Below are 17,373 nucleotides of genomic sequence, written 5' to 3'. Positions count from 1 at the left end.
AGGAGTCGACAATGAGCACACCCTCGCATCTGAATGCCCAACCGCTGGTCTGGGGACACGGCCCGCGGACGTTTGAGGTGTTCCTTGAGCCCACCTGCCCCTACTCTGTCCGCGCGTTTAATAAACTCGACGACCTGCTTGATGAGGTCGGCGCCGATAACGTCACCATCAAGATACGCCTGCAGTCGCAGCCGTGGCATCTGTTCTCCGGGGTTATCGTCCGCTGCATCCTCGCCGCGTCCACCCTGCCGCACGGTAGAGAGCAGGCGCATAAGGTGATGCAGGCCGTGGCCGACCATCGGGAAGAGTTTGAGTTTACCGATCACTGCAGCGGGCCGAACATGAACGCCACGCCGCAGCAAATCATTGAACGCATTGAACGTTACAGTCACGTGCTGCTGGGGGCCGCCTTTGCCCGCCCGGAGCTGCAGGACGTGATCAAGTGGCACAGTAAATACGCCCGTCAGAACGGCATCCACGTCTCGCCGACCTTTATGGTCAATGGCCTGGTGCAGCCGGATCTGGGCAGCGGCGATGATGTCAGCGTGTGGGCTGCGCGCATTATGGCCTGAGGTCACCTGCTACACTTTTTGTACATCCACGAAAAAGGCAAACCAGCATGTCAGAGCAAAACTACCAGCCACCAAAAGTGTGGGAATGGAAGCAAAACAGCGGCGGCGCGTTCGCCAATATCAACCGTCCCGTTTCCGGCGCGACCCATGAACGCGTCCTGCCGGTCGGCACCCATCCGCTCCAGCTATACTCACTCGGTACACCCAACGGCCAGAAGGTGACCATCATGCTGGAAGAGCTGCTGGCGCTGGGCGTCAGCGGCGCGGAATACGACGCCTGGCTGATACGCATCGGCGAAGGCGATCAGTTTTCCAGCGGCTTTGTCGACATCAACCCGAACTCGAAGATCCCAGCCCTCAGCGACCACTCCACCACGCCGCCGACCCGGGTATTTGAGTCCGGCAACATTCTTCTCTATCTGGCGGAAAAATTTGGCTTCTTCCTGCCGAAAGATCCTGCAGGTCGCACCGAAACCCTCAACTGGCTGTTCTGGCTGCAGGGCGCGGCGCCGTTCCTCGGCGGCGGCTTCGGCCACTTCTATAACTATGCGCCGGTGAAGATCGAGTACGCGATCGACCGCTTTACGATGGAAGCCAAACGCCAGCTCGACGTGCTGGACAAACAGCTCGCCCGTGGTCGCTATGTAGCTGGAGAGGAGTACACCATCGCCGATATGGCTATCTGGCCGTGGTACGGCAACGTGGTGCTGGGCAATGTCTATAACGCGGCGGAGTTTCTCGACGCCGGGAGCTATAAAAACGTGCTGCGCTGGGCGCAGGATGTCGGCAACCGTCCGGCCGTCAAGCGCGGACGCATCGTCAACCGCACCAACGGCCCGCTCAATGAGCAGCTGCATGAGCGCCACGACGCCCGCGACTTTGACACCCAAACGGAAGATAAGCGCCAGGCGTAAGGTCTTTACCCTTTCCCGCTGACGGGAAAGGGCACACACCACAGGACGGCTCCGCCTGCGAAGCCGTCCTGTTTAGCTTTCCAGCCGATATCCCGCCAGAAAATAGCGCATCGCCATACCCGAATCCCCTTCTTTGAAGAAATCCATCACCATATCTCTGTCAAGGCCATAGCGACGGGTCAGGATCCCCGCCTCCCACGCACTGAGCTGGCGGTCGCCGGTTTTTTCAAACATGCGGTGCGAGTAACCGAGCACAAACCCGCGTTTATAGTCGGCGCAAAAATTCACCGCATGCGCGGCGGTGTCAGCATAGGATGCCTGTAGCCCCGCCATTAAGCCTTTTCCAAAATGATTTTCCATCGCGCCCTCCAATCGCTATATAATAAATTATATAGCGTTTTTTTGAGCGAGCGGTAGCGCTATTTATGTCGTTTGCGCTAGCGTAAATACTTCTCAAACCATGCCAGCGTTCGTTGCCAGGCCAGATCAGCCGCAGCCCGATCGTAGCGCGGCGTGGAATCATTATGAAAGCCGTGATTCACGCCCTGATAGAGATAGGCCTCGTAAACTTTATGGTGTTCCTTCAACGCCTGTTCATAGGCGGGCCAGCCTTCATTAATGCCGCTATCGAGGCCGGCATAGTGCAGCAGCAGCGGCGCTTTAATTTTATCGACCTCCTTCAGCGGCGGCTGGCGGCCGTAAAACGGCACCGCGCAGGCTAGCTCCGGGATCGCCACCGCCGCCGCGTTGCTGATGCCGCCGCCGTAACAAAAACCGGTGATACCGACCTTCCCCGTCGCCTGTGGATGCTTCGCCATAAACGCGACCGCCGCAAAAAAATCATTCATCAGCTTCACGGGATCGACTTTCTGCTGTAGCAAGCGGCCTTCATCATCATTCCCCGGATAGCCGCCGACGGAGCTCAGGCCATCAGGCGCCAGCGCGATATATCCCGCTTTCGCTACCCGCCGGGCTACGTCTTCAATGTAGGGATTCAGGCCTCGGTTCTCATGTACCACCACAACGGCGGGCGCTTTGTCGGCTATTTTCGTCAGCGTCACCAGGTAAGCCCGCACTTCGCCGTGGCCGTCAGGAGAGGGATAATGAATATACTCCGGACGGATATCCGGATCGGTGAACAGTACCTGCTCTGCCAGGGCATAGTCGGGCTTCAGCAGATTAAACAGCGCCAGCGCGGTCATCCCGCCGACAGTATATTTCCCCGCCAGCTGGAGAAACTCGCGTTTGCTGATTTTGCCGTGGGCATAGTAGTCATAATACTCGAGCAGCTGCTGCGGGAAATCTTTGGCCGTTAATCGCGTCATCACCCTGCCTCCGTTGTTAAGCGCCCTTTAAGCAAAGCAGAAGCCCGGACATACGCCAGCGCAGAGAAGCAGAAACGGGGGAGAAAAAAGCCCAGCGGCTAACACCGCCGGGAGAGAAGAGATCAGTGTTTCACTTTGTTCAGACGATCGAGATAGCCCATCACAAAGGCCGAAAGGACGAAGGTCAGGTGGATAATCACGTACCACATCAGCTTGTTGTCCGGCACATTTTTCGCATCCATAAACACCCGCAGCAGGTGGATAGATGAGATCGCCACAATTGACGCCGCGACTTTATTCTTCAGAGAGGTGGCGTCCATTTTACCGAGCCAGCTCAGCTTCTCTTTCCCTTCATTGATATCCAGCTGCGACACGAAATTTTCATAGCCCGAGAACATCACCATCACCAGCAGGCCACCCACCAGGGTCATGTCCACCAGCGACAGCAGCGTCAGGATCAATTCCGACTCGCTGACGCTGAAGATATGCGGCAGAACGTGGACGATCTCCTGAAAAAATTTGATGGTCAGCGCAACCAGCCCCAGCGAAAGGCCAAAATAAACCGGTGCCAGCAGCCAGCGCGAAGTGTACATAGCGTTTTCCAGAAAGCGTTCCATATAATCCTGTTAGTTAACAAAAAGAAGCGACATTATATCTCAGACAGATAACGTGATGGCAACGCCAGGCCAACACGTCGCCGACAAACGGCCATAAAAAAAGGCCGGCGCGTGGCCAGCCTTTCAGAAGCGTCATCGGATTATTTGGCTTTGACGGTCTCTTCGCCCACCAGCCCGATCTTGAGATAGCCCGCCTGATGCAGGGTATCCATCACTTTCATCATCGTCTCGTAATCGACGGTTTTATCCGCGCGGAAGAAGACGGTGGTATCTTTTTTGCCGGCAGTCAGGCTATCCAGAGCGTTAATCATATTCGCTTCGGTCACCGGGTCGTTGCCAAGGAACATACTCTTATCCGCCTTCACCGACAGATAGATAGGTTTTTCCGGTCGCGGTTGCGGCTGGCTGGAAGAGGCCGGCAGATTCACCTTTACGTCAACCGTCGCCAGCGGCGCAGCCACCATAAAGATAATCAGCAGAACCAGCATGACGTCGATAAACGGCGTCACGTTGATCTCATGCATTTCGCCGTTATCGTCCAGATTTTCATTAAGACGCATCGCCATAGCCGATCAACCTACCCGTAATTTCTGCGCGCTGCGCACCGGCTTCACACCGCTGGCGCTGAGGTCCAGGTCGCGACTTTGCAGCAGCAGCACCTGAGCGGCGACGTCGCCGAGCGAGGCCTTGTAGCTGCCGATCATGCGGGCGAAGATGTTATAGATGACTACCGCCGGGATGGCGGCGAACAGGCCGATGGCCGTCGCCAGCAGCGCTTCCGCGATGCCCGGGGCTACCACCGCAAGGTTGGTGGTCTGCGTCTGGGCGATACCGATAAAGCTGTTCATGATGCCCCAGACGGTCCCGAACAGACCCACAAACGGCGAAATGGCGCCGATGGTGGCCAGATAACCATTGCCGCGCCCCATATGGCGACCGACCGCCGCGACACGGCGCTCAAGGCGGAAACCGGTGCGTTCCTTGATGCCTTCATTGTCTTCCGCACCGGCAGAGAGTTCGAGTTCGTTCTGCGCTTCATTGATAAGCTGGGTGGTCAGGCTTTTCGCTTCAAAGGCGCTGGCGATATCGCTGGCCTGATCGAGAGAGCGGGCTTCTGCCAGCTGCTGCTGTTCACGTTTGAGGCGGCGCTTGCTGGCGAGGATTTCCGCCCCCTTGCCGAAAAAGATGGCCCAGGTGACGACCGACGCCAGAATCAGGCCAATCATCACCACCTTAACGACAATATCGGCATGATGATACATACCCCAAACGGAGAGATCCGCCTGCATCAAATTATTACCCACGCTCTATCTCCACGACGATAATCACAAAATCTGCCCACAATAATATCAAAACGACATCGAATTGATAGTGGTTCTCATTAGTATTTACACTGTGCAGCAAATCACGTTTATTTTCCTTGCGCTCACGCAGTAAAAAAGCGGCTTACCGCGGGCCTGGTAAAATTTTCGCCTGTATCGGCGCCGCGCTGGTACAGAAAAGAAGATTCATGCTAGTTTAGACGTCCAGACGTATAAAAACAGGTTCATCAACATGGCTGATAAACATCTTGATACCGCGCTGGTCAACGCCGGGCGGAGCAAAAAATATACTCAAGGCTCAGTGAACAGCGTGATCCAGCGCGCTTCATCGCTGGTTTTCGACACCGTAGAAGCCAAAAAACATGCCACCCGCAACCGGGCCAACGGCGAGCTGTTCTACGGACGCCGCGGCACCCTGACTCACTTCTCGCTGCAGGAAGCGATGTGCGAGCTGGAAGGCGGCGCCGGCTGCGCCCTCTTCCCCTGCGGCGCGGCCGCGGTGGCCAACACCATCCTGGCGTTCGTCGAACAGGGCGACCATGTGCTGATGACCAATACCGCCTATGAGCCAAGCCAGGATTTTTGTACCAAAATTCTCGCTAAACTCGGCGTCGCCACCAGCTGGTTCGATCCCCTCATTGGCGCCGATATTGCCCAACTTATTCGGCCGGAGACCCGCGTGGTGTTCCTGGAATCGCCTGGCTCCATCACCATGGAAGTGCATGATGTGCCTGCAATTGTCGCCGCCGTGCGTAAAGTCGCCCCGGAAGCGATTATCATGATCGATAACACCTGGGCGGCGGGGATCCTGTTTAAAGCGCTGGATTTTGGCATCGACATTTCCATTCAGGCGGCCACCAAATACCTGATCGGCCACTCAGACGGCATGGTCGGCACCGCGGTAGCGAATGCGCGCTGCTGGGCGCAGCTGCGTGAGAATGCCTACCTGATGGGGCAAATGCTGGACGCCGATACCGCCTATATGACCAGCCGCGGTCTGCGCACCCTGGGCGTGCGCCTGCGTCAGCACCATGAAAGCAGCCTGCGCATCGCTGAGTGGCTGGCGCAACATCCGCAGGTGGCGCGGGTAAACCACCCCGCCCTGCCCGGCAGTAAAGGCCATGAATTCTGGAAGCGCGACTTCACCGGCAGCAGCGGTCTGTTCTCGTTTGTGCTCAACAAACGTCTTAGCGACGCCGAGCTGGCCGAGTACCTCGACAATTTCAGCCTGTTCAGCATGGCCTACTCGTGGGGCGGCTTTGAATCGCTCATTCTGGCCAATCAGCCGGAGCAAATCGCCCATATTCGGCCGGAGGCTGAAGTGGATTTCAGCGGCACGCTGATCCGCCTGCACATTGGTCTCGAAAATGTTGACGATCTGCAGGCGGATTTAGCAGCGGGCTTCGCGCGTATCGTGTAAAGTGACAGTCAGTGGCAACAATGGCGGACGTTTTTTATCGAAGCGGCCGCTTTTGTTGCGCCCGGGATCAAGGTGCTCGGGTCTCTTCAGGAGTACACTAGTCAACAATACGGTACCACTTAGGAAAGTCCATGGTTGTCATTCAAGAGATTGTCGCCGCGCTGTGGCAACATGATTTTGCCGCATTGGCGAACCCTCACGTTGTGGGCGTTGTATATCTGGTTATGTTCGCCACCCTGTTTCTGGAAAACGGGCTGCTGCCCGCGTCCTTTTTACCGGGAGACAGCCTGCTGCTGCTCGCCGGCGCGCTGATTGCTAAAGGCGTCATGGACTTTGTGCCCACTATCGCCATTCTGACCGCCGCCGCCAGCCTCGGCTGCTGGCTGAGCTATGTGCAGGGGCGCTGGCTGGGCAATACGCAAACGGTGAAAGGCTGGCTGGCGCATCTGCCGCATAAGTACCATCAGCGCGCCACCTGTATGTTTGATCGCCACGGTCTGCTGGCGCTGCTCGCTGGCCGCTTTCTGGCGTTTGTCCGCACTCTGCTGCCAACCATGGCGGGGATTTCCGGCCTGCCGAACCGCCGCTTTCAGTTCTTCAACTGGCTGAGCGCCCTGCTGTGGGTTGGCGTGGTCACCGGTCTTGGCTATGCGCTGAGCATGATCCCGTTTGTGAAGCGCCATGAAGATCAGGTGATGACCTGCCTGATGATCCTGCCGATTGTCCTGCTGCTCGCGGGCCTGCTCGGCACGCTGTTCGTGGTTATCAAAAAGAAATACTGCAGCGCCTGACGGCCACCTGCCGGGGGGCCTGTGCCCACCCGGCTTGCCCTTCCCGATATTACATGCCCTGCATCGTGCGAATTCGTGCGGCATCTTCCCCGGGCGTCATACCGAAGTAGCGCTTAAACTCGCGGCTGAACTGCGAAGGACTTTCATACCCCACCCGCATCGCCGCCGCGCTGGCCTTCATGCCGTCATGGATCATCAGCATGCGCGCCTTGTGCAAACGGTAGGTTTTCAAATACTGTAGCGGTGAAGTACTGGTCACCGATTTAAAATTATGGTGAAACGCTGAGACGCTCATATTCGCCTCTGCCGCTAGCCGATCGACGCTCAGGTTTTCGGTGTACTGGCTCTCGATGTGTTTCAGCACGCGGCTTATCAAACTGAAATGGGTCTGCCGGCTGACCAACGCCAGCAGTGCGCCGCCGCAGGGGCCCGTCAGCACATAGTAGAGGATTTCGCGGATAATCTGCTTGCCAAGGATACGGGCATCCAGCGGCCGATCCATGACGTCGAGCAGCCGTTCGGCAGCGCACAAAATATCTTCTGAAAGCACTGCCGAATTTATTCCGCTGGAGGCAACGGCGGGCTGAAACAGCGGATCCTCGCCAATATCCATCAGCAGCTCCTGCAGTTGCAGGATATCGACGTTCAGACGCATCCCGGCGAGGGGCACCTCGGGGGTCGCAAAGGTTTCGCACTCGAAGGGCAGCGGCACGGTCAGCAGCAGATATTCATTTGTGTCGTAGCGAAATGTCCGTTCATTGATATAACCAATTTTATGGCCCGAAAAGAGAAAAACGATCCCTGGCAGGTACATCACTGGCGTCCGGGTACCCGGCTGTGTCCCATACAGCAGGCGGACGTCAGGCAGCAGCGAACTTAACAGTTCGTGCTTATCTTTCAGATGGTTAACCTTCTCTGTCAATATCTGACATATCTGTGCGTGTTGCATTGCCACCGTCCCTCCCGATGTTTCTTCACCCGTACATTGTGCGCAGGCTGGCGAAAATTCTCCAGCCATATGGAGAAATAGGCAAGACATCGGCAGAAATGTGCATTGAGGGTCAACGGCGCCAGGACCACAATAACCGTCATCTGGCAGCGGTATCGTCCCTGTCGGCGGTTTTACTCTTTTGAGGACACTAGCAATGAATAATTTTGACCTGCATACCCCAACCCGCATTCTGTTTGGTAAAGGCGCGATTGAAAAGCTGCGTGAACAGATCCCGGCGGAGGCTCGCGTACTGATCACCTACGGCGGCGGCAGCGTGAAAAAAACGGGCGTCCTGGATCAGGTACTCACCGCCCTGAATGGCCTGGATGTCCTTGAATTTGGCGGCATCGAGCCGAACCCGTCTTACGAAACCCTGATGAACGCCGTGAAGCTCGCCCGTGAAGAGAAGGTCACTTTCCTGCTGGCGGTCGGCGGCGGTTCAGTACTGGATGGCACCAAGTTCATCGCCGCGGCGGCCCATTACGACGTCGCTATCGATCCGTGGGAAATTCTGGAAACCTATGGCAGCAATATTGCCAGCGCCATTCCAATGGGTTCCGTACTCACCCTGCCGGCGACCGGCTCCGAGTCTAACAAAGGGGCGGTCATTTCGCGGAAAACCACCGGCGACAAACGCGCGTTTATGTCTTCGCACGTTCAGCCGCAGTTCGCAATCCTCGATCCGGTTTACACTTATACTCTGCCGCCGCGCCAGGTCGCCAACGGCGTGGTTGACGCCTTCGTCCATACCGTTGAACAGTACGTCACCTACCCGGTTGACGGCAAAATTCAGGACCGTTTCGCCGAAGGCATTCTGCTGACGCTGGTGGAAGATGGCCCGAAAGCGCTGCAGGAGCCAGAGAACTACGATGTGCGCGCCAATATTATGTGGGCGGCGACTCAGGCGCTGAACGGTCTTATCGGCGCAGGCGTGCCGCAGGACTGGGCGACGCATATGCTCGGCCACGAACTGACGGCGATGCACGGCCTGGATCACGCCCAGACGCTGGCTATCGTTCTGCCGGCGCTGTGGAATGAGAAGCGCGACAGCAAACGTGCGAAACTGCTGCAGTATGCCGAGCGCGTGTGGAATATCACCGAGGGTTCCGACGACCAACGTATTGATGCCGCCATCGCCGCGACGCGCCAGTTCTTCGAGCAGATGGGGGTGCCGACCCGTCTATCCGATTACGGTCTCGACGGTAGCTCCATCCCGGCGCTGCTGGCGAAACTGGAAGAGCACGGCATGACCAAACTGGGCGAACATCAGGATATCACGCTGGACGTCAGCCGCCGTATTTACGAGGCAGCCCGCTAATTTATCCCCGCCTGATTCACCTCTCCTTACGTTAAACAAACGTCGGGGAGAGGTGTTTTTACTACCGTTTTTAGCTATTTCGTCCAGACTTAATGCTACCCCTCGGCGGATTCTGCCTCGCCGAGTTCATTAACAGGAGGAAGGCATGACACATCCAACCGTTATAAAACTACACGACGGCAACCTGATGCCGCAGCTGGGTCTCGGCGTGTGGAAAGCTGGCAACGAGGAAGTCGTCTCTGCCATTCATAAGGCGCTGGAAGTCGGTTATCGCTCTTTTGACACCGCCGCCGCGTACCAAAATGAGGCTGGTGTCGGCAACGCGCTGCACAGCGCAGGTGTCAATCGCGATGAGCTCTTTATCACCACCAAGCTGTGGAACGACGATCAAAAACGGCCGCACGAGGCGCTGAAAGAGAGTCTCAGCAAGCTGAAGCTGGACTATGTGGATCTCTATTTAATCCACTGGCCTGTGCCGGCGATCGGCCATTACGTCGAGGCCTGGCAGGCGCTGATCGAACTGCAACAGCAGGGGCTGGCAAAAAGTATCGGCGTGTGTAATTTCCAGGTCCCGCATCTGCAGAAGCTGATTGATGAAACTGGCGTCGCCCCGGCGATCAACCAGATTGAGCTCCATCCGCTGCTGCAGCAGCGTCAGCTGCACGCCTGGAACGCCACCCACAAGATCCAGACCGAATCCTGGAGCCCGCTGGCCCAGGGCGGTAAAGGGGTTTTCGATCAGAAAGTCATCCACCAGCTCGCCGATAAATACGGCAAAACGCCGGCGCAGATTGTCATCCGCTGGCATCTTGATAGCGGTCTGGTGGTGATCCCGAAATCAGTGACGCCGTCGCGTATCGCCGAGAACTTTAACGTCTGGGATTTCCGTCTCGACAAAGACGAACTCAGCGAAATCGCCAAGCTGGACCAGGGCAAGCGTTTAGGGCCCGATCCGGATCAGTTTGGCGGCTAACATATAAAAAAGCCGGATAGCGCTGACGCCTGTCCGGCTCTCAAGCTGGCCCGGTCAGCAAAGCGCTACCGGGCACAACGTCAGGCTTAACGCCCGGCGACTTTACCGCGTTTGACGGGCTTTTTCGCCGTCGCTTCACCGTTAGAACGCTGATGCACAATTGGCGTGTGCTTGGTTAGTGCCGGGCGGGTATGGCGGTTCTGGCGACGCGCTTCGCGCATCTCATCCAGCGTCGGGGCTGGCACCAGGCAGTCGCGACGTGAGCCAATCAGGTGCTTCTTGCCCATCGACTCCAGCGCCTGACGGATCAGCGGCCAGTTTGCCGGATCGTGATAACGCAGCAGCGCTTTATGCAGACGGCGCTGTTTCTCGCCCTTCGGCACCACCACCTCTTCGCTCTTATAGCCAATCTTACCCAGCGGGTTCTTGCCGGTGTAATACATGGTGGTCGAGTTCGCCAGCGGCGACGGATAGAAGTTCTGCACCTGATCAAGACGGAAGCGATGTTTCTTCAGCCACAGTGCCAGGTTCACCATATCTTCATCGCGCGTTCCCGGGTGGGCGGAGATAAAGTACGGGATCAGATACTGTTCTTTACCCGCCTGCTTCGAATAGGTATCAAACAGCTCTTTAAAGCGGTCGTAGCTGCCCATCCCCGGCTTCATCATCTTCGACAGCGGCCCCTCTTCGGTATGCTCCGGAGCGATCTTCAGATAGCCACCGACATGGTGGGTTGCCAGCTCTTTGATATAGCGCGGATCTTCTACCGCGATGTCATAGCGTACGCCGGAGGCGATAAGGATCTTCTTGATGCCCTTCAGCTCACGGGCGCGGCGATAAAGATTGATCGTCGGCTCATGGTTGGTATCCATGTGCGGGCAGATATCCGGGTAGACGCAGGAGAGACGGCGGCAGGTCTGCTCGGCGCGTGGCGATTTACAGCGCAGCATGTACATGTTGGCCGTTGGTCCGCCGAGATCGGAGATCACCCCGGTAAAGCCGGGCACCGTGTCGCGAATGGCTTCGATTTCATTAATGATCGAATCTTCTGAACGGCTCTGGATAATGCGCCCTTCGTGCTCGGTGATTGAGCAGAACGAACAGCCGCCGAAGCAGCCGCGCATGATGTTGATCGAGAAACGGATCATCTCATACGCCGGGATACGCGCGTCGCCGTAAGCAGGATGCGGCACACGCTTGTAAGGCAGCGCGAAGACGCTGTCCATCTCTTCAGTCGAGAGCGGGATTGCCGGCGGGTTGATCCAGATATAGCGTTCGCCATGCTTTTGCATCAGCGCCCGGGCGCAGCCAGGGTTAGTTTCGTGGTGCAGAATACGCGAAGCGTGAGCGTACAGGACTTTATCGCCTTTCACCTTCTCGAAGGAAGGCAGCAGCACGTAGGTCTTTTCCCACGGTTTGGGCCGCGGCGGCTGCACGGTGATGCTTTTGGCTTCCTGCTTTTTCGGCGCAACCGGTTTGTTATCGGCGCACGGCAGATCCTCACCATACGGATGCGGGATCGGGTCGATTTTCCCCGGGGTATCCAGGCGGGTGGAATCGACGCCGCTCCAGCCCGGCAGCGCCTCTTTCACCATGATGGCGGTATTGCGCACATCGCGGATCTGGTCGATGGTTTCGCCCATCGCCAGGCGATGCGCGACTTCCACCAACGGGCGCTCGCCGTTACCGAACATCAGCATATCGGCCTTGGAGTCCACCAGCACCGAGCGGCGCACGGTATCGGACCAGTAATCATAATGCGCGGTACGGCGCAGGCTGGCCTCGATGCCGCCGAGGATCACCGGCACGTCTTTCCACGCCTCTTTACAGCGCTGGGTGTAGACCAGGGTGGCGCGGTCCGGACGCTTGCCCGCCACGTTGCCAGCGGTGTAAGCATCGTCATGGCGCAGCTTACGGTCGGCAGTGTAGCGGTTGATCATCGAGTCCATATTGCCCGCCGTCACGCCGAAGAACAGATTCGGCTTACCCAGGCGCATAAAGTCTTCTTTGCTGTTCCAGTCCGGCTGGGAAATGATCCCTACCCGGAAACCCTGCGCTTCCAGCATACGGCCGCAGATGGCCATCCCGAAGCTCGGGTGGTCGACGTAGGCGTCGCCGGTCACCAGAATAATGTCGCAGCTATCCCAGCCAAGTTGGTCCATCTCTTCACGCGACATCGGTAAAAATGGCGCAGGGCCAAAACAGGCAGCCCAGTATTGCGGCCAGGAAAAAAGGTCACGATCCGGTTGGATCAGGGATATTGCGCTCATATTGCTTCCGGGGGAAATGATAAAAAAATAACCAAAAGGGCGTGGATTATAAGCCGGAATGATAGTGGAAATGAAGGAGGATTTTCTCAAACCCTGACCGTGTTCCGGCCAGGGTTGCGAAGATTACGGCGCCGGATTCACCAGCATCTGGCCAATCGAGCCGCGGTCGGCAAGCTCCAGCGTCTGGCTCAGATACTGGAACGGGAAGTGCGACCACGATGGCTGGGCGTAGTAGACCAGCAGTTCAACCTGCCCGTCGACCCACACGGTGTCCTTCCAGCCACGGTCTTCCGGGAAGGGCGTCGAGCCGTTGACGTTACGGATCTGGAACATCACCCCTTCAATATGGAACGACTGCGGGCGGTCGGCACGCACCGTCCAGCGCTCCCAGGTCCCCTGTTGCGCCGTGATATCGATACGCTGCGGATCCCACAGCTGGCCGTTGATACCCGGATCGTCGCCGAGGGTGATATCCCGGCTGCGGATCGGCGTGCCGGAGAGCAGTTCGGTCGGCAGCAGGCGCACCGGCAGGCTGTCGGTGACCAGCGGCAGCAGCCCGGTCGGCCGCAAGGTCAGCACCAGCGTGGAGACCAGGATGCTTGACGGTTCAAAAAAGCCGCGGATACGGTCAACAATGCTGGCCGCTTCGCCGCAGGTAATGGACACTTCATCGCCGTTGGTCATATCGATCAGAATTTCACGCCGTTCCCCTGGCCCCAGCGACAGCTGTTTGAGCGAGACAGGCGCCGGCAGGAACCCCTGGTCGCCGGAAATCACATGCAGCAGTCGGCCATCGCTCATCTGCAGCTGATAGCGCCGCGAGTTGGAGGCGTTCAGCAGGCGCAGGCGCACCCAGCCGCGCGACACTTCGACATACGGGCTCTGCACGCCGTTAACCAGCAGCGTATCGCCAACGAAGCCGCCGCTCCCCGGTTCGCTATATTCCGGCGTGCCGAAGTTATCCAGCCGCTTGTCCTGAATAATCACCGGGAAGTCATCAACGCCGTAGTGGTTAGGGATTGGCAGGTTCTTGCTGACCTCATCTTCCACCAGCCACATGCCGGCCAGGCCGTTGTATACCTGCTTCGCCATCCGGTTCGGCGTGTTGGCCTGATACCACAAGGTGGCAGCGCTCTGGCGGATAGGCAGCACCGGCGCCCAGTCGGCGTTCGGCGACATCATGCGCGCCGCGCCGCCGATCAGCGGGCCAGGCACCTGCAGGCCGCGGATGGTCATCGCGACATTCTCTGTCAGACGGTTGCTGTAGATAAGCTTGACGTCGTCCCCGCTCCAGACGCGGATCGTCGGCCCCATGTAGCGGCCATTGATCCCCCAGACGGGGGCGCGAGTGCCTGGCGTAAACGACCAGTGCGAACGCTGCAGCGTCAGAAACAGCGGCTGACCGCGACGCGATTCCAGCAGCGGCGGAACCGGCAGCGCGAGCTGCTGGCCGGCGGCATGGGCTTTCAGCGGCGCGGCGCCAGCGCACAGCGCTACGCCGGAAGCCTTAATAAACTGACGCCGACTGAGTGACATATTAACTCCATGACATACTGACAAATGAAAAAGGGAATTCGTTTCCCGCCAGCAATACGCGCGCGTTGGCGGCGTTTCCTGTCTTATGACTTTTTAGCCGCTTCGCGCTCGGCCACTTCGTTGTCCAGCTCAGCAATTTTGGCGGCCATCAGCTCGCGGCAATGCGTCGCCAGCGCGCGCACGTTGTCTTTACCGAACTGACTGGTATCCACCGGCGGCAGCATCTCAACAATCACCAGACCGTTGTTCCAGCGATTGAGCTTAATTTTGTTCGATGTGTTGGACACGCACACCGGAATAATCGGCACTCCGGCGGCAATCGCTGCGTGGAAGGCACCGGTTTTAAAAGGCAGCAGGCCGCGGCCGCGGCTACGGGTTCCTTCCGGGAACATCCAGAACGAAATTTTACGCTTTTTAAACGCATTCACCACTTCAGCAATGGTGCCATGCGCTTTGGTTCGGTTATTACGGTCAATCAGCAGGTTGCCCGTCAGCCAGTAGAGCAGGCCAAAGAACGGGATCCACAGCAGGCTTTTTTTACCCACGGTGACCGTCGGCGGCTGCACGATGTTCGACGCCGTCACCATATCATAGTTGTTCTGGTGGTTAGCGATGTAGATCGCGTTGCCATAGCTTTCCGCATCGGCAGGTTTACGCAGTTCTACCTTCAGGCCAAATACCGGAGATAAGCGGCCAAACAGATGGCCGAAAGTGGCGACATGTTTTGGATTACGCGGGCTGAACAAGCAGTACAAACAGCCAAGTATGCACACTACGATGCAATAAATGACCACAAAAATTACTCGAAAAATTAATAGCATAGCTACCTCTAAAACCCAAATCGCTTAGAATTATTCGCTGCTGACAGAAGGCAGGCTCATCAGTTCTGCGCAGGCCGGGACCGTTCTTCCTGGGTCCCTGGTGATGGACATTGTTAATCGCAACGTCTGAATAAACAACGATTTTGCGGCATTTTTTCGCCTCCTCCCGTCAACGACGGGAGGAGTGGCGTTTACTCTTCGCTATCGCCTGCCGCGGCGCGGCGCGGCGAGTCGATTTCGACACGGTCAATCTTCTGCAGTCCGCGCATCAACGAACCGCGACGGCCACGCTCGCCGGTGACTTTTTGCAGCTCTTCCGGACGCAGTTTGATCTTCCGTTTGCCAACATGGATGGTGAGCGTGCTCTGCGGAGCCAGGATAAACAGATGCGCCAGGCCATCCTGCCCGGCTGCGGCTTCCGCCGCCGGAATACTGATAATTTTGTTGCCCTTGCCTTTCGACAACTGCGGTAGATCGCTCACCGGGAACATCAGCATCCGCCCGGCGGCGGTGATGGCCAGCAGCATATCGGACTCGTCCTCAATCACCAGCGGCGGCATCACGTGCGCATTGTCAGGCAGGGTGATCAGCGCTTTACCGGCACGGTTGCGCGCCACCAGATCATTGAAGGTGCAGACAAAACCGTAGCCAGCGTCGGAAGCCATCAGCAGCTTGCGATCGTCGCTTTCCATCAGCATATGTTCCACGGTCGCACCCGGCGGCAGAGTCAACTTACCGGTAAGCGGCTCACCCTGGCCACGCGCGGAAGGCAGGGTAATCGGATCGATGGCATAGCTGCGCCCGGTGGTATCGATAAACACCACCGGCTGGTTGCTCTTGCCTTTCGCCGAGGCCTTCCAGCTGTCGCCCGCTTTATAGCTCAAGCCCTGGGCGTCAATGTCGTGCCCTTTGGCGCTCCGCACCCAACCCATCTGCGACAGGACGATTGTCACTGGCTCAGACGGCTGCATATCATGCTCGCTCATCGCTTTCGCTTCTTCACGTTCGTGAAGCGGCGAGCGGCGATCGTCGCCGAAAGCATCGGCATCAGCCTGCAGCTCTTTTTTCAGCAGGTTGTTCATCTTACGTTCAGAAGCCAGAATCGCCTGCAGCTGGTCGCGCTCTTTTTCCAGCTCGTCCTGCTCGCCGCGGATCTTCATCTCTTCCAGTTTGGCGAGGTGGCGCAGTTTTAATTCCAGAATCGCTTCCGCCTGGGTTTCGCTGATGCCAAAGCGCGACATCAGGGCTGGCTTCGGTTCATCTTCGGTGCGGATGATCTCGATTACTTCATCGATATTGAGAAACGCCACCAGCAAACCTTCGAGGATATGCAGGCGCTTAAGCACTTTCTCTAACCGATGGTTCAGACGGCGACGCACGGTATCGCGACGGAACACCAGCCATTCGCTGAGGATCTCCAGCAGGTTTTTCACCGCCGGGCGTCCGTCGAGGCCGATCATATTGAGGTTGATGCGGTAGCTTTTTTCCAGATCGGTAGTGGCAAACAGGTGGTTCATCACCTGTTCCATATCCACCCGGTTGGAGCGCGGGACGATCACCAGACGAGTCGGATTTTCGTGGTCCGATTCGTCGCGCAGGTCGTCGACCATCGGCAGCTTTTTATTGCGCATCTGCGCCGCAATCTGCTCCAGCACTTTGGCGCCGGAGACCTGGTGCGGCAGCGCGCTAATCACCACCGCGCCGTCCTCTTTGCTCCACACTGCGCGCATGCGCACTGAGCCGCGTCCGTTTTGGTAGATTTTGCGAATTTCCGCCCGCGAGGTGATGATCTCCGCCTCGGTCGGGAAATCCGGCCCCTGCACGATATCCAGCAGTTCGTCGAGGGTCGTTTTCGGCTGCTCAATCAGCGTAATGGCCGCTTTGGCGACTTCACGCAGGTTGTGCGGCGGAATATCAGTGGCCATGCCCACCGCGATGCCGGTGGTGCCATTAAGCAGGATGTTCGGCAGACGCGCAGGCAGCATTTTCGGCTCCTGCATCGTACCGTCAAAGTTCGGTACCCAATCAACGGTGCCCTGCCCCAGTTCGCTGAGCAGCAGTTCGGCATATTTCGACAGGCGGGACTCGGTGTAACGCATAGCCGCGAAGGATTTCGGATCGTCCGGCGCCCCCCAGTTCCCTTGCCCATCTACCAGCGGGTAGCGGTAAGAGAACGGCTGCGCCATCAGCACCATCGCTTCATAGCAGGCGCTGTCGCCGTGCGGGTGATATTTACCCAACACGTCGCCGACGGTGCGGGCGGACTTTTTGAATTTCGCGCTGGCGTTCAGCCCCAGCTCGGACATCGCATAGACGATGCGACGCTGGACCGGTTTTAAGCCATCGCCAATAAACGGTAATGCCCTGTCCATGATCACGTACATGGAGTAGTTCAGGTAAGCATTTTCCGTAAATTCATGCAGCGCAAGGCGCTCTGCCATATCGCTCATTAATCGTGGATCCTCAATCTGGGTACCGACCGTTCGGACGGCAAAACTACCCG

At 57.6% G+C, this 17,373-nt stretch carries 16 protein-coding genes; 6 read left to right on the top strand and 10 right to left on the bottom strand.

Annotated features, from left to right (window positions below; all coding sequences use genetic code 11):
* The first annotated feature begins 11 nt into the window (after positions 1–11).
* Both CWM58_RS07860 and yghU read left to right on the top strand, forming a co-directional pair.
* Entirely contained in the window at positions 12–572 is a 561-nt protein-coding gene (locus CWM58_RS07860) for a DsbA family protein (RefSeq protein WP_004150918.1), read from the top strand.
* A gap of 47 nt (positions 573–619) precedes the next feature.
* Positions 620–1,486, top strand: a complete 867-nt coding sequence (gene yghU / locus CWM58_RS07855) for a glutathione-dependent disulfide-bond oxidoreductase (protein ID WP_061153312.1) — start codon at positions 620–622, stop codon at positions 1,484–1,486.
* 72 nt (positions 1,487–1,558) lie between these two features.
* Here the strand turns inward: yghU and CWM58_RS07850 are convergent, their stop codons facing one another.
* The 5 genes from CWM58_RS07850 to exbB form a co-directional block, all read right to left on the bottom strand.
* Entirely contained in the window at positions 1,559–1,846 is a 288-nt protein-coding gene (locus tag CWM58_RS07850; RefSeq protein ID WP_061153311.1) for a DUF2623 family protein, read from the bottom strand.
* 77 nt (positions 1,847–1,923) lie between these two features.
* Positions 1,924–2,811, bottom strand: a complete 888-nt coding sequence (yghX, locus tag CWM58_RS07845) for a YghX family hydrolase (protein ID WP_100680686.1) — start codon at positions 2,809–2,811, stop codon at positions 1,924–1,926.
* 122 nt (positions 2,812–2,933) lie between these two features.
* Positions 2,934–3,428: a TIGR00645 family protein gene (locus tag CWM58_RS07840; RefSeq protein ID WP_008806498.1), complete on the bottom strand. Its 495-nt coding sequence runs from the start codon at positions 3,426–3,428 to the stop codon at positions 2,934–2,936.
* A gap of 140 nt (positions 3,429–3,568) precedes the next feature.
* Entirely contained in the window at positions 3,569–3,994 is a 426-nt protein-coding gene (gene exbD, locus CWM58_RS07835; protein ID WP_002916785.1) for a TonB system transport protein ExbD, read from the bottom strand.
* 6 nt (positions 3,995–4,000) lie between these two features.
* Positions 4,001–4,732, bottom strand: coding sequence for a tol-pal system-associated acyl-CoA thioesterase (gene exbB / locus CWM58_RS07830; protein ID WP_004174395.1), 732 nt, complete (start codon positions 4,730–4,732; stop codon positions 4,001–4,003).
* A 250-nt stretch (positions 4,733–4,982) separates the two neighbouring features.
* Here exbB and metC point away from each other — a divergent pair, with 250 nt between their 5' ends.
* Both metC and yghB read left to right on the top strand, forming a co-directional pair.
* Positions 4,983–6,170 (top strand): cystathionine beta-lyase, encoded by a 1,188-nt coding sequence (metC, locus tag CWM58_RS07820; protein WP_100680685.1) that lies wholly within the window; start codon positions 4,983–4,985, stop codon positions 6,168–6,170.
* Positions 6,171–6,301: 131 nt separating this feature from the next.
* On the top strand, positions 6,302–6,961 hold the full coding sequence (gene yghB / locus CWM58_RS07815; protein WP_061153306.1) for a DedA family general envelope maintenance protein YghB: 660 nt from the start codon (positions 6,302–6,304) through the stop codon (positions 6,959–6,961).
* Positions 6,962–7,010: 49 nt separating this feature from the next.
* Here yghB and CWM58_RS07810 read toward each other — a convergent pair whose 3' ends face one another.
* Complete coding sequence (locus CWM58_RS07810) at positions 7,011–7,910, bottom strand: AraC family transcriptional regulator (RefSeq protein ID WP_100680684.1); 900 nt, start codon at positions 7,908–7,910, stop codon at positions 7,011–7,013.
* 196 nt (positions 7,911–8,106) lie between these two features.
* Here CWM58_RS07810 and yqhD point away from each other — a divergent pair, with 196 nt between their 5' ends.
* Both yqhD and dkgA read left to right on the top strand, forming a co-directional pair.
* On the top strand, positions 8,107–9,270 hold the full coding sequence (gene yqhD, locus CWM58_RS07805) for an alcohol dehydrogenase (RefSeq protein WP_100680683.1): 1,164 nt from the start codon (positions 8,107–8,109) through the stop codon (positions 9,268–9,270).
* Positions 9,271–9,415: 145 nt separating this feature from the next.
* Positions 9,416–10,243: a 2,5-didehydrogluconate reductase DkgA gene (gene dkgA, locus CWM58_RS07800; protein WP_061153303.1), complete on the top strand. Its 828-nt coding sequence runs from the start codon at positions 9,416–9,418 to the stop codon at positions 10,241–10,243.
* A gap of 86 nt (positions 10,244–10,329) precedes the next feature.
* On the opposite strand, the gene CWM58_RS07795 is transcribed toward dkgA, so the two are convergent.
* The 4 genes from CWM58_RS07795 to parC form a co-directional block, all read right to left on the bottom strand.
* On the bottom strand, positions 10,330–12,603 hold the full coding sequence (locus CWM58_RS07795; RefSeq protein ID WP_165785745.1) for a YgiQ family radical SAM protein: 2,274 nt from the start codon (positions 12,601–12,603) through the stop codon (positions 10,330–10,332).
* A 33-nt stretch (positions 12,604–12,636) separates the two neighbouring features.
* Positions 12,637–14,049: a cell division protein FtsP gene (gene ftsP, locus CWM58_RS07790; protein ID WP_061153301.1), complete on the bottom strand. Its 1,413-nt coding sequence runs from the start codon at positions 14,047–14,049 to the stop codon at positions 12,637–12,639.
* An 83-nt stretch (positions 14,050–14,132) separates the two neighbouring features.
* Positions 14,133–14,870: a 1-acylglycerol-3-phosphate O-acyltransferase gene (gene plsC, locus CWM58_RS07785; RefSeq protein ID WP_061153300.1), complete on the bottom strand. Its 738-nt coding sequence runs from the start codon at positions 14,868–14,870 to the stop codon at positions 14,133–14,135.
* Positions 14,871–15,061: 191 nt separating this feature from the next.
* A complete protein-coding gene (gene parC, locus CWM58_RS07780; protein ID WP_061153299.1) occupies positions 15,062–17,320 on the bottom strand; it encodes a DNA topoisomerase IV subunit A in 2,259 nt (752 codons plus the stop codon).
* Positions 17,321–17,373 lie beyond the last annotated feature (53 nt).

It is taken from the genome of Klebsiella sp. H-Nf2 (assembly GCF_002806645.1).
Lineage (GTDB): Bacteria > Pseudomonadota > Gammaproteobacteria > Enterobacterales > Enterobacteriaceae > Klebsiella > Klebsiella variicola.
This window is presented reverse-complemented; position numbering and strand designations above follow the sequence as displayed.

Coding starts and splice junctions, on each gene's coding strand:
- parC (WP_061153299.1), bottom strand. CDS start 17,320: ATGAGCGATATGGCAGAGCGCCTTGCGCTGCATGAATTTACGGAAAAT.
- ftsP (WP_061153301.1), bottom strand. CDS start 14,049: ATGTCACTCAGTCGGCGTCAGTTTATTAAGGCTTCCGGCGTAGCGCTG.
- CWM58_RS07810 (WP_100680684.1), bottom strand. CDS start 7,910: ATGCAACACGCACAGATATGTCAGATATTGACAGAGAAGGTTAACCAT.
- CWM58_RS07850 (WP_061153311.1), bottom strand. CDS start 1,846: ATGGAAAATCATTTTGGAAAAGGCTTAATGGCGGGGCTACAGGCATCC.
- CWM58_RS07860 (WP_004150918.1), top strand. CDS start 12: ATGAGCACACCCTCGCATCTGAATGCCCAACCGCTGGTCTGGGGACAC.
- yghX (WP_100680686.1), bottom strand. CDS start 2,811: ATGACGCGATTAACGGCCAAAGATTTCCCGCAGCAGCTGCTCGAGTAT.
- exbD (WP_002916785.1), bottom strand. CDS start 3,994: ATGGCGATGCGTCTTAATGAAAATCTGGACGATAACGGCGAAATGCAT.
- metC (WP_100680685.1), top strand. CDS start 4,983: ATGGCTGATAAACATCTTGATACCGCGCTGGTCAACGCCGGGCGGAGC.
- yghU (WP_061153312.1), top strand. CDS start 620: ATGTCAGAGCAAAACTACCAGCCACCAAAAGTGTGGGAATGGAAGCAA.
- dkgA (WP_061153303.1), top strand. CDS start 9,416: ATGACACATCCAACCGTTATAAAACTACACGACGGCAACCTGATGCCG.
- yghB (WP_061153306.1), top strand. CDS start 6,302: ATGGTTGTCATTCAAGAGATTGTCGCCGCGCTGTGGCAACATGATTTT.
- CWM58_RS07840 (WP_008806498.1), bottom strand. CDS start 3,428: ATGGAACGCTTTCTGGAAAACGCTATGTACACTTCGCGCTGGCTGCTG.
- yqhD (WP_100680683.1), top strand. CDS start 8,107: ATGAATAATTTTGACCTGCATACCCCAACCCGCATTCTGTTTGGTAAA.
- plsC (WP_061153300.1), bottom strand. CDS start 14,870: ATGCTATTAATTTTTCGAGTAATTTTTGTGGTCATTTATTGCATCGTA.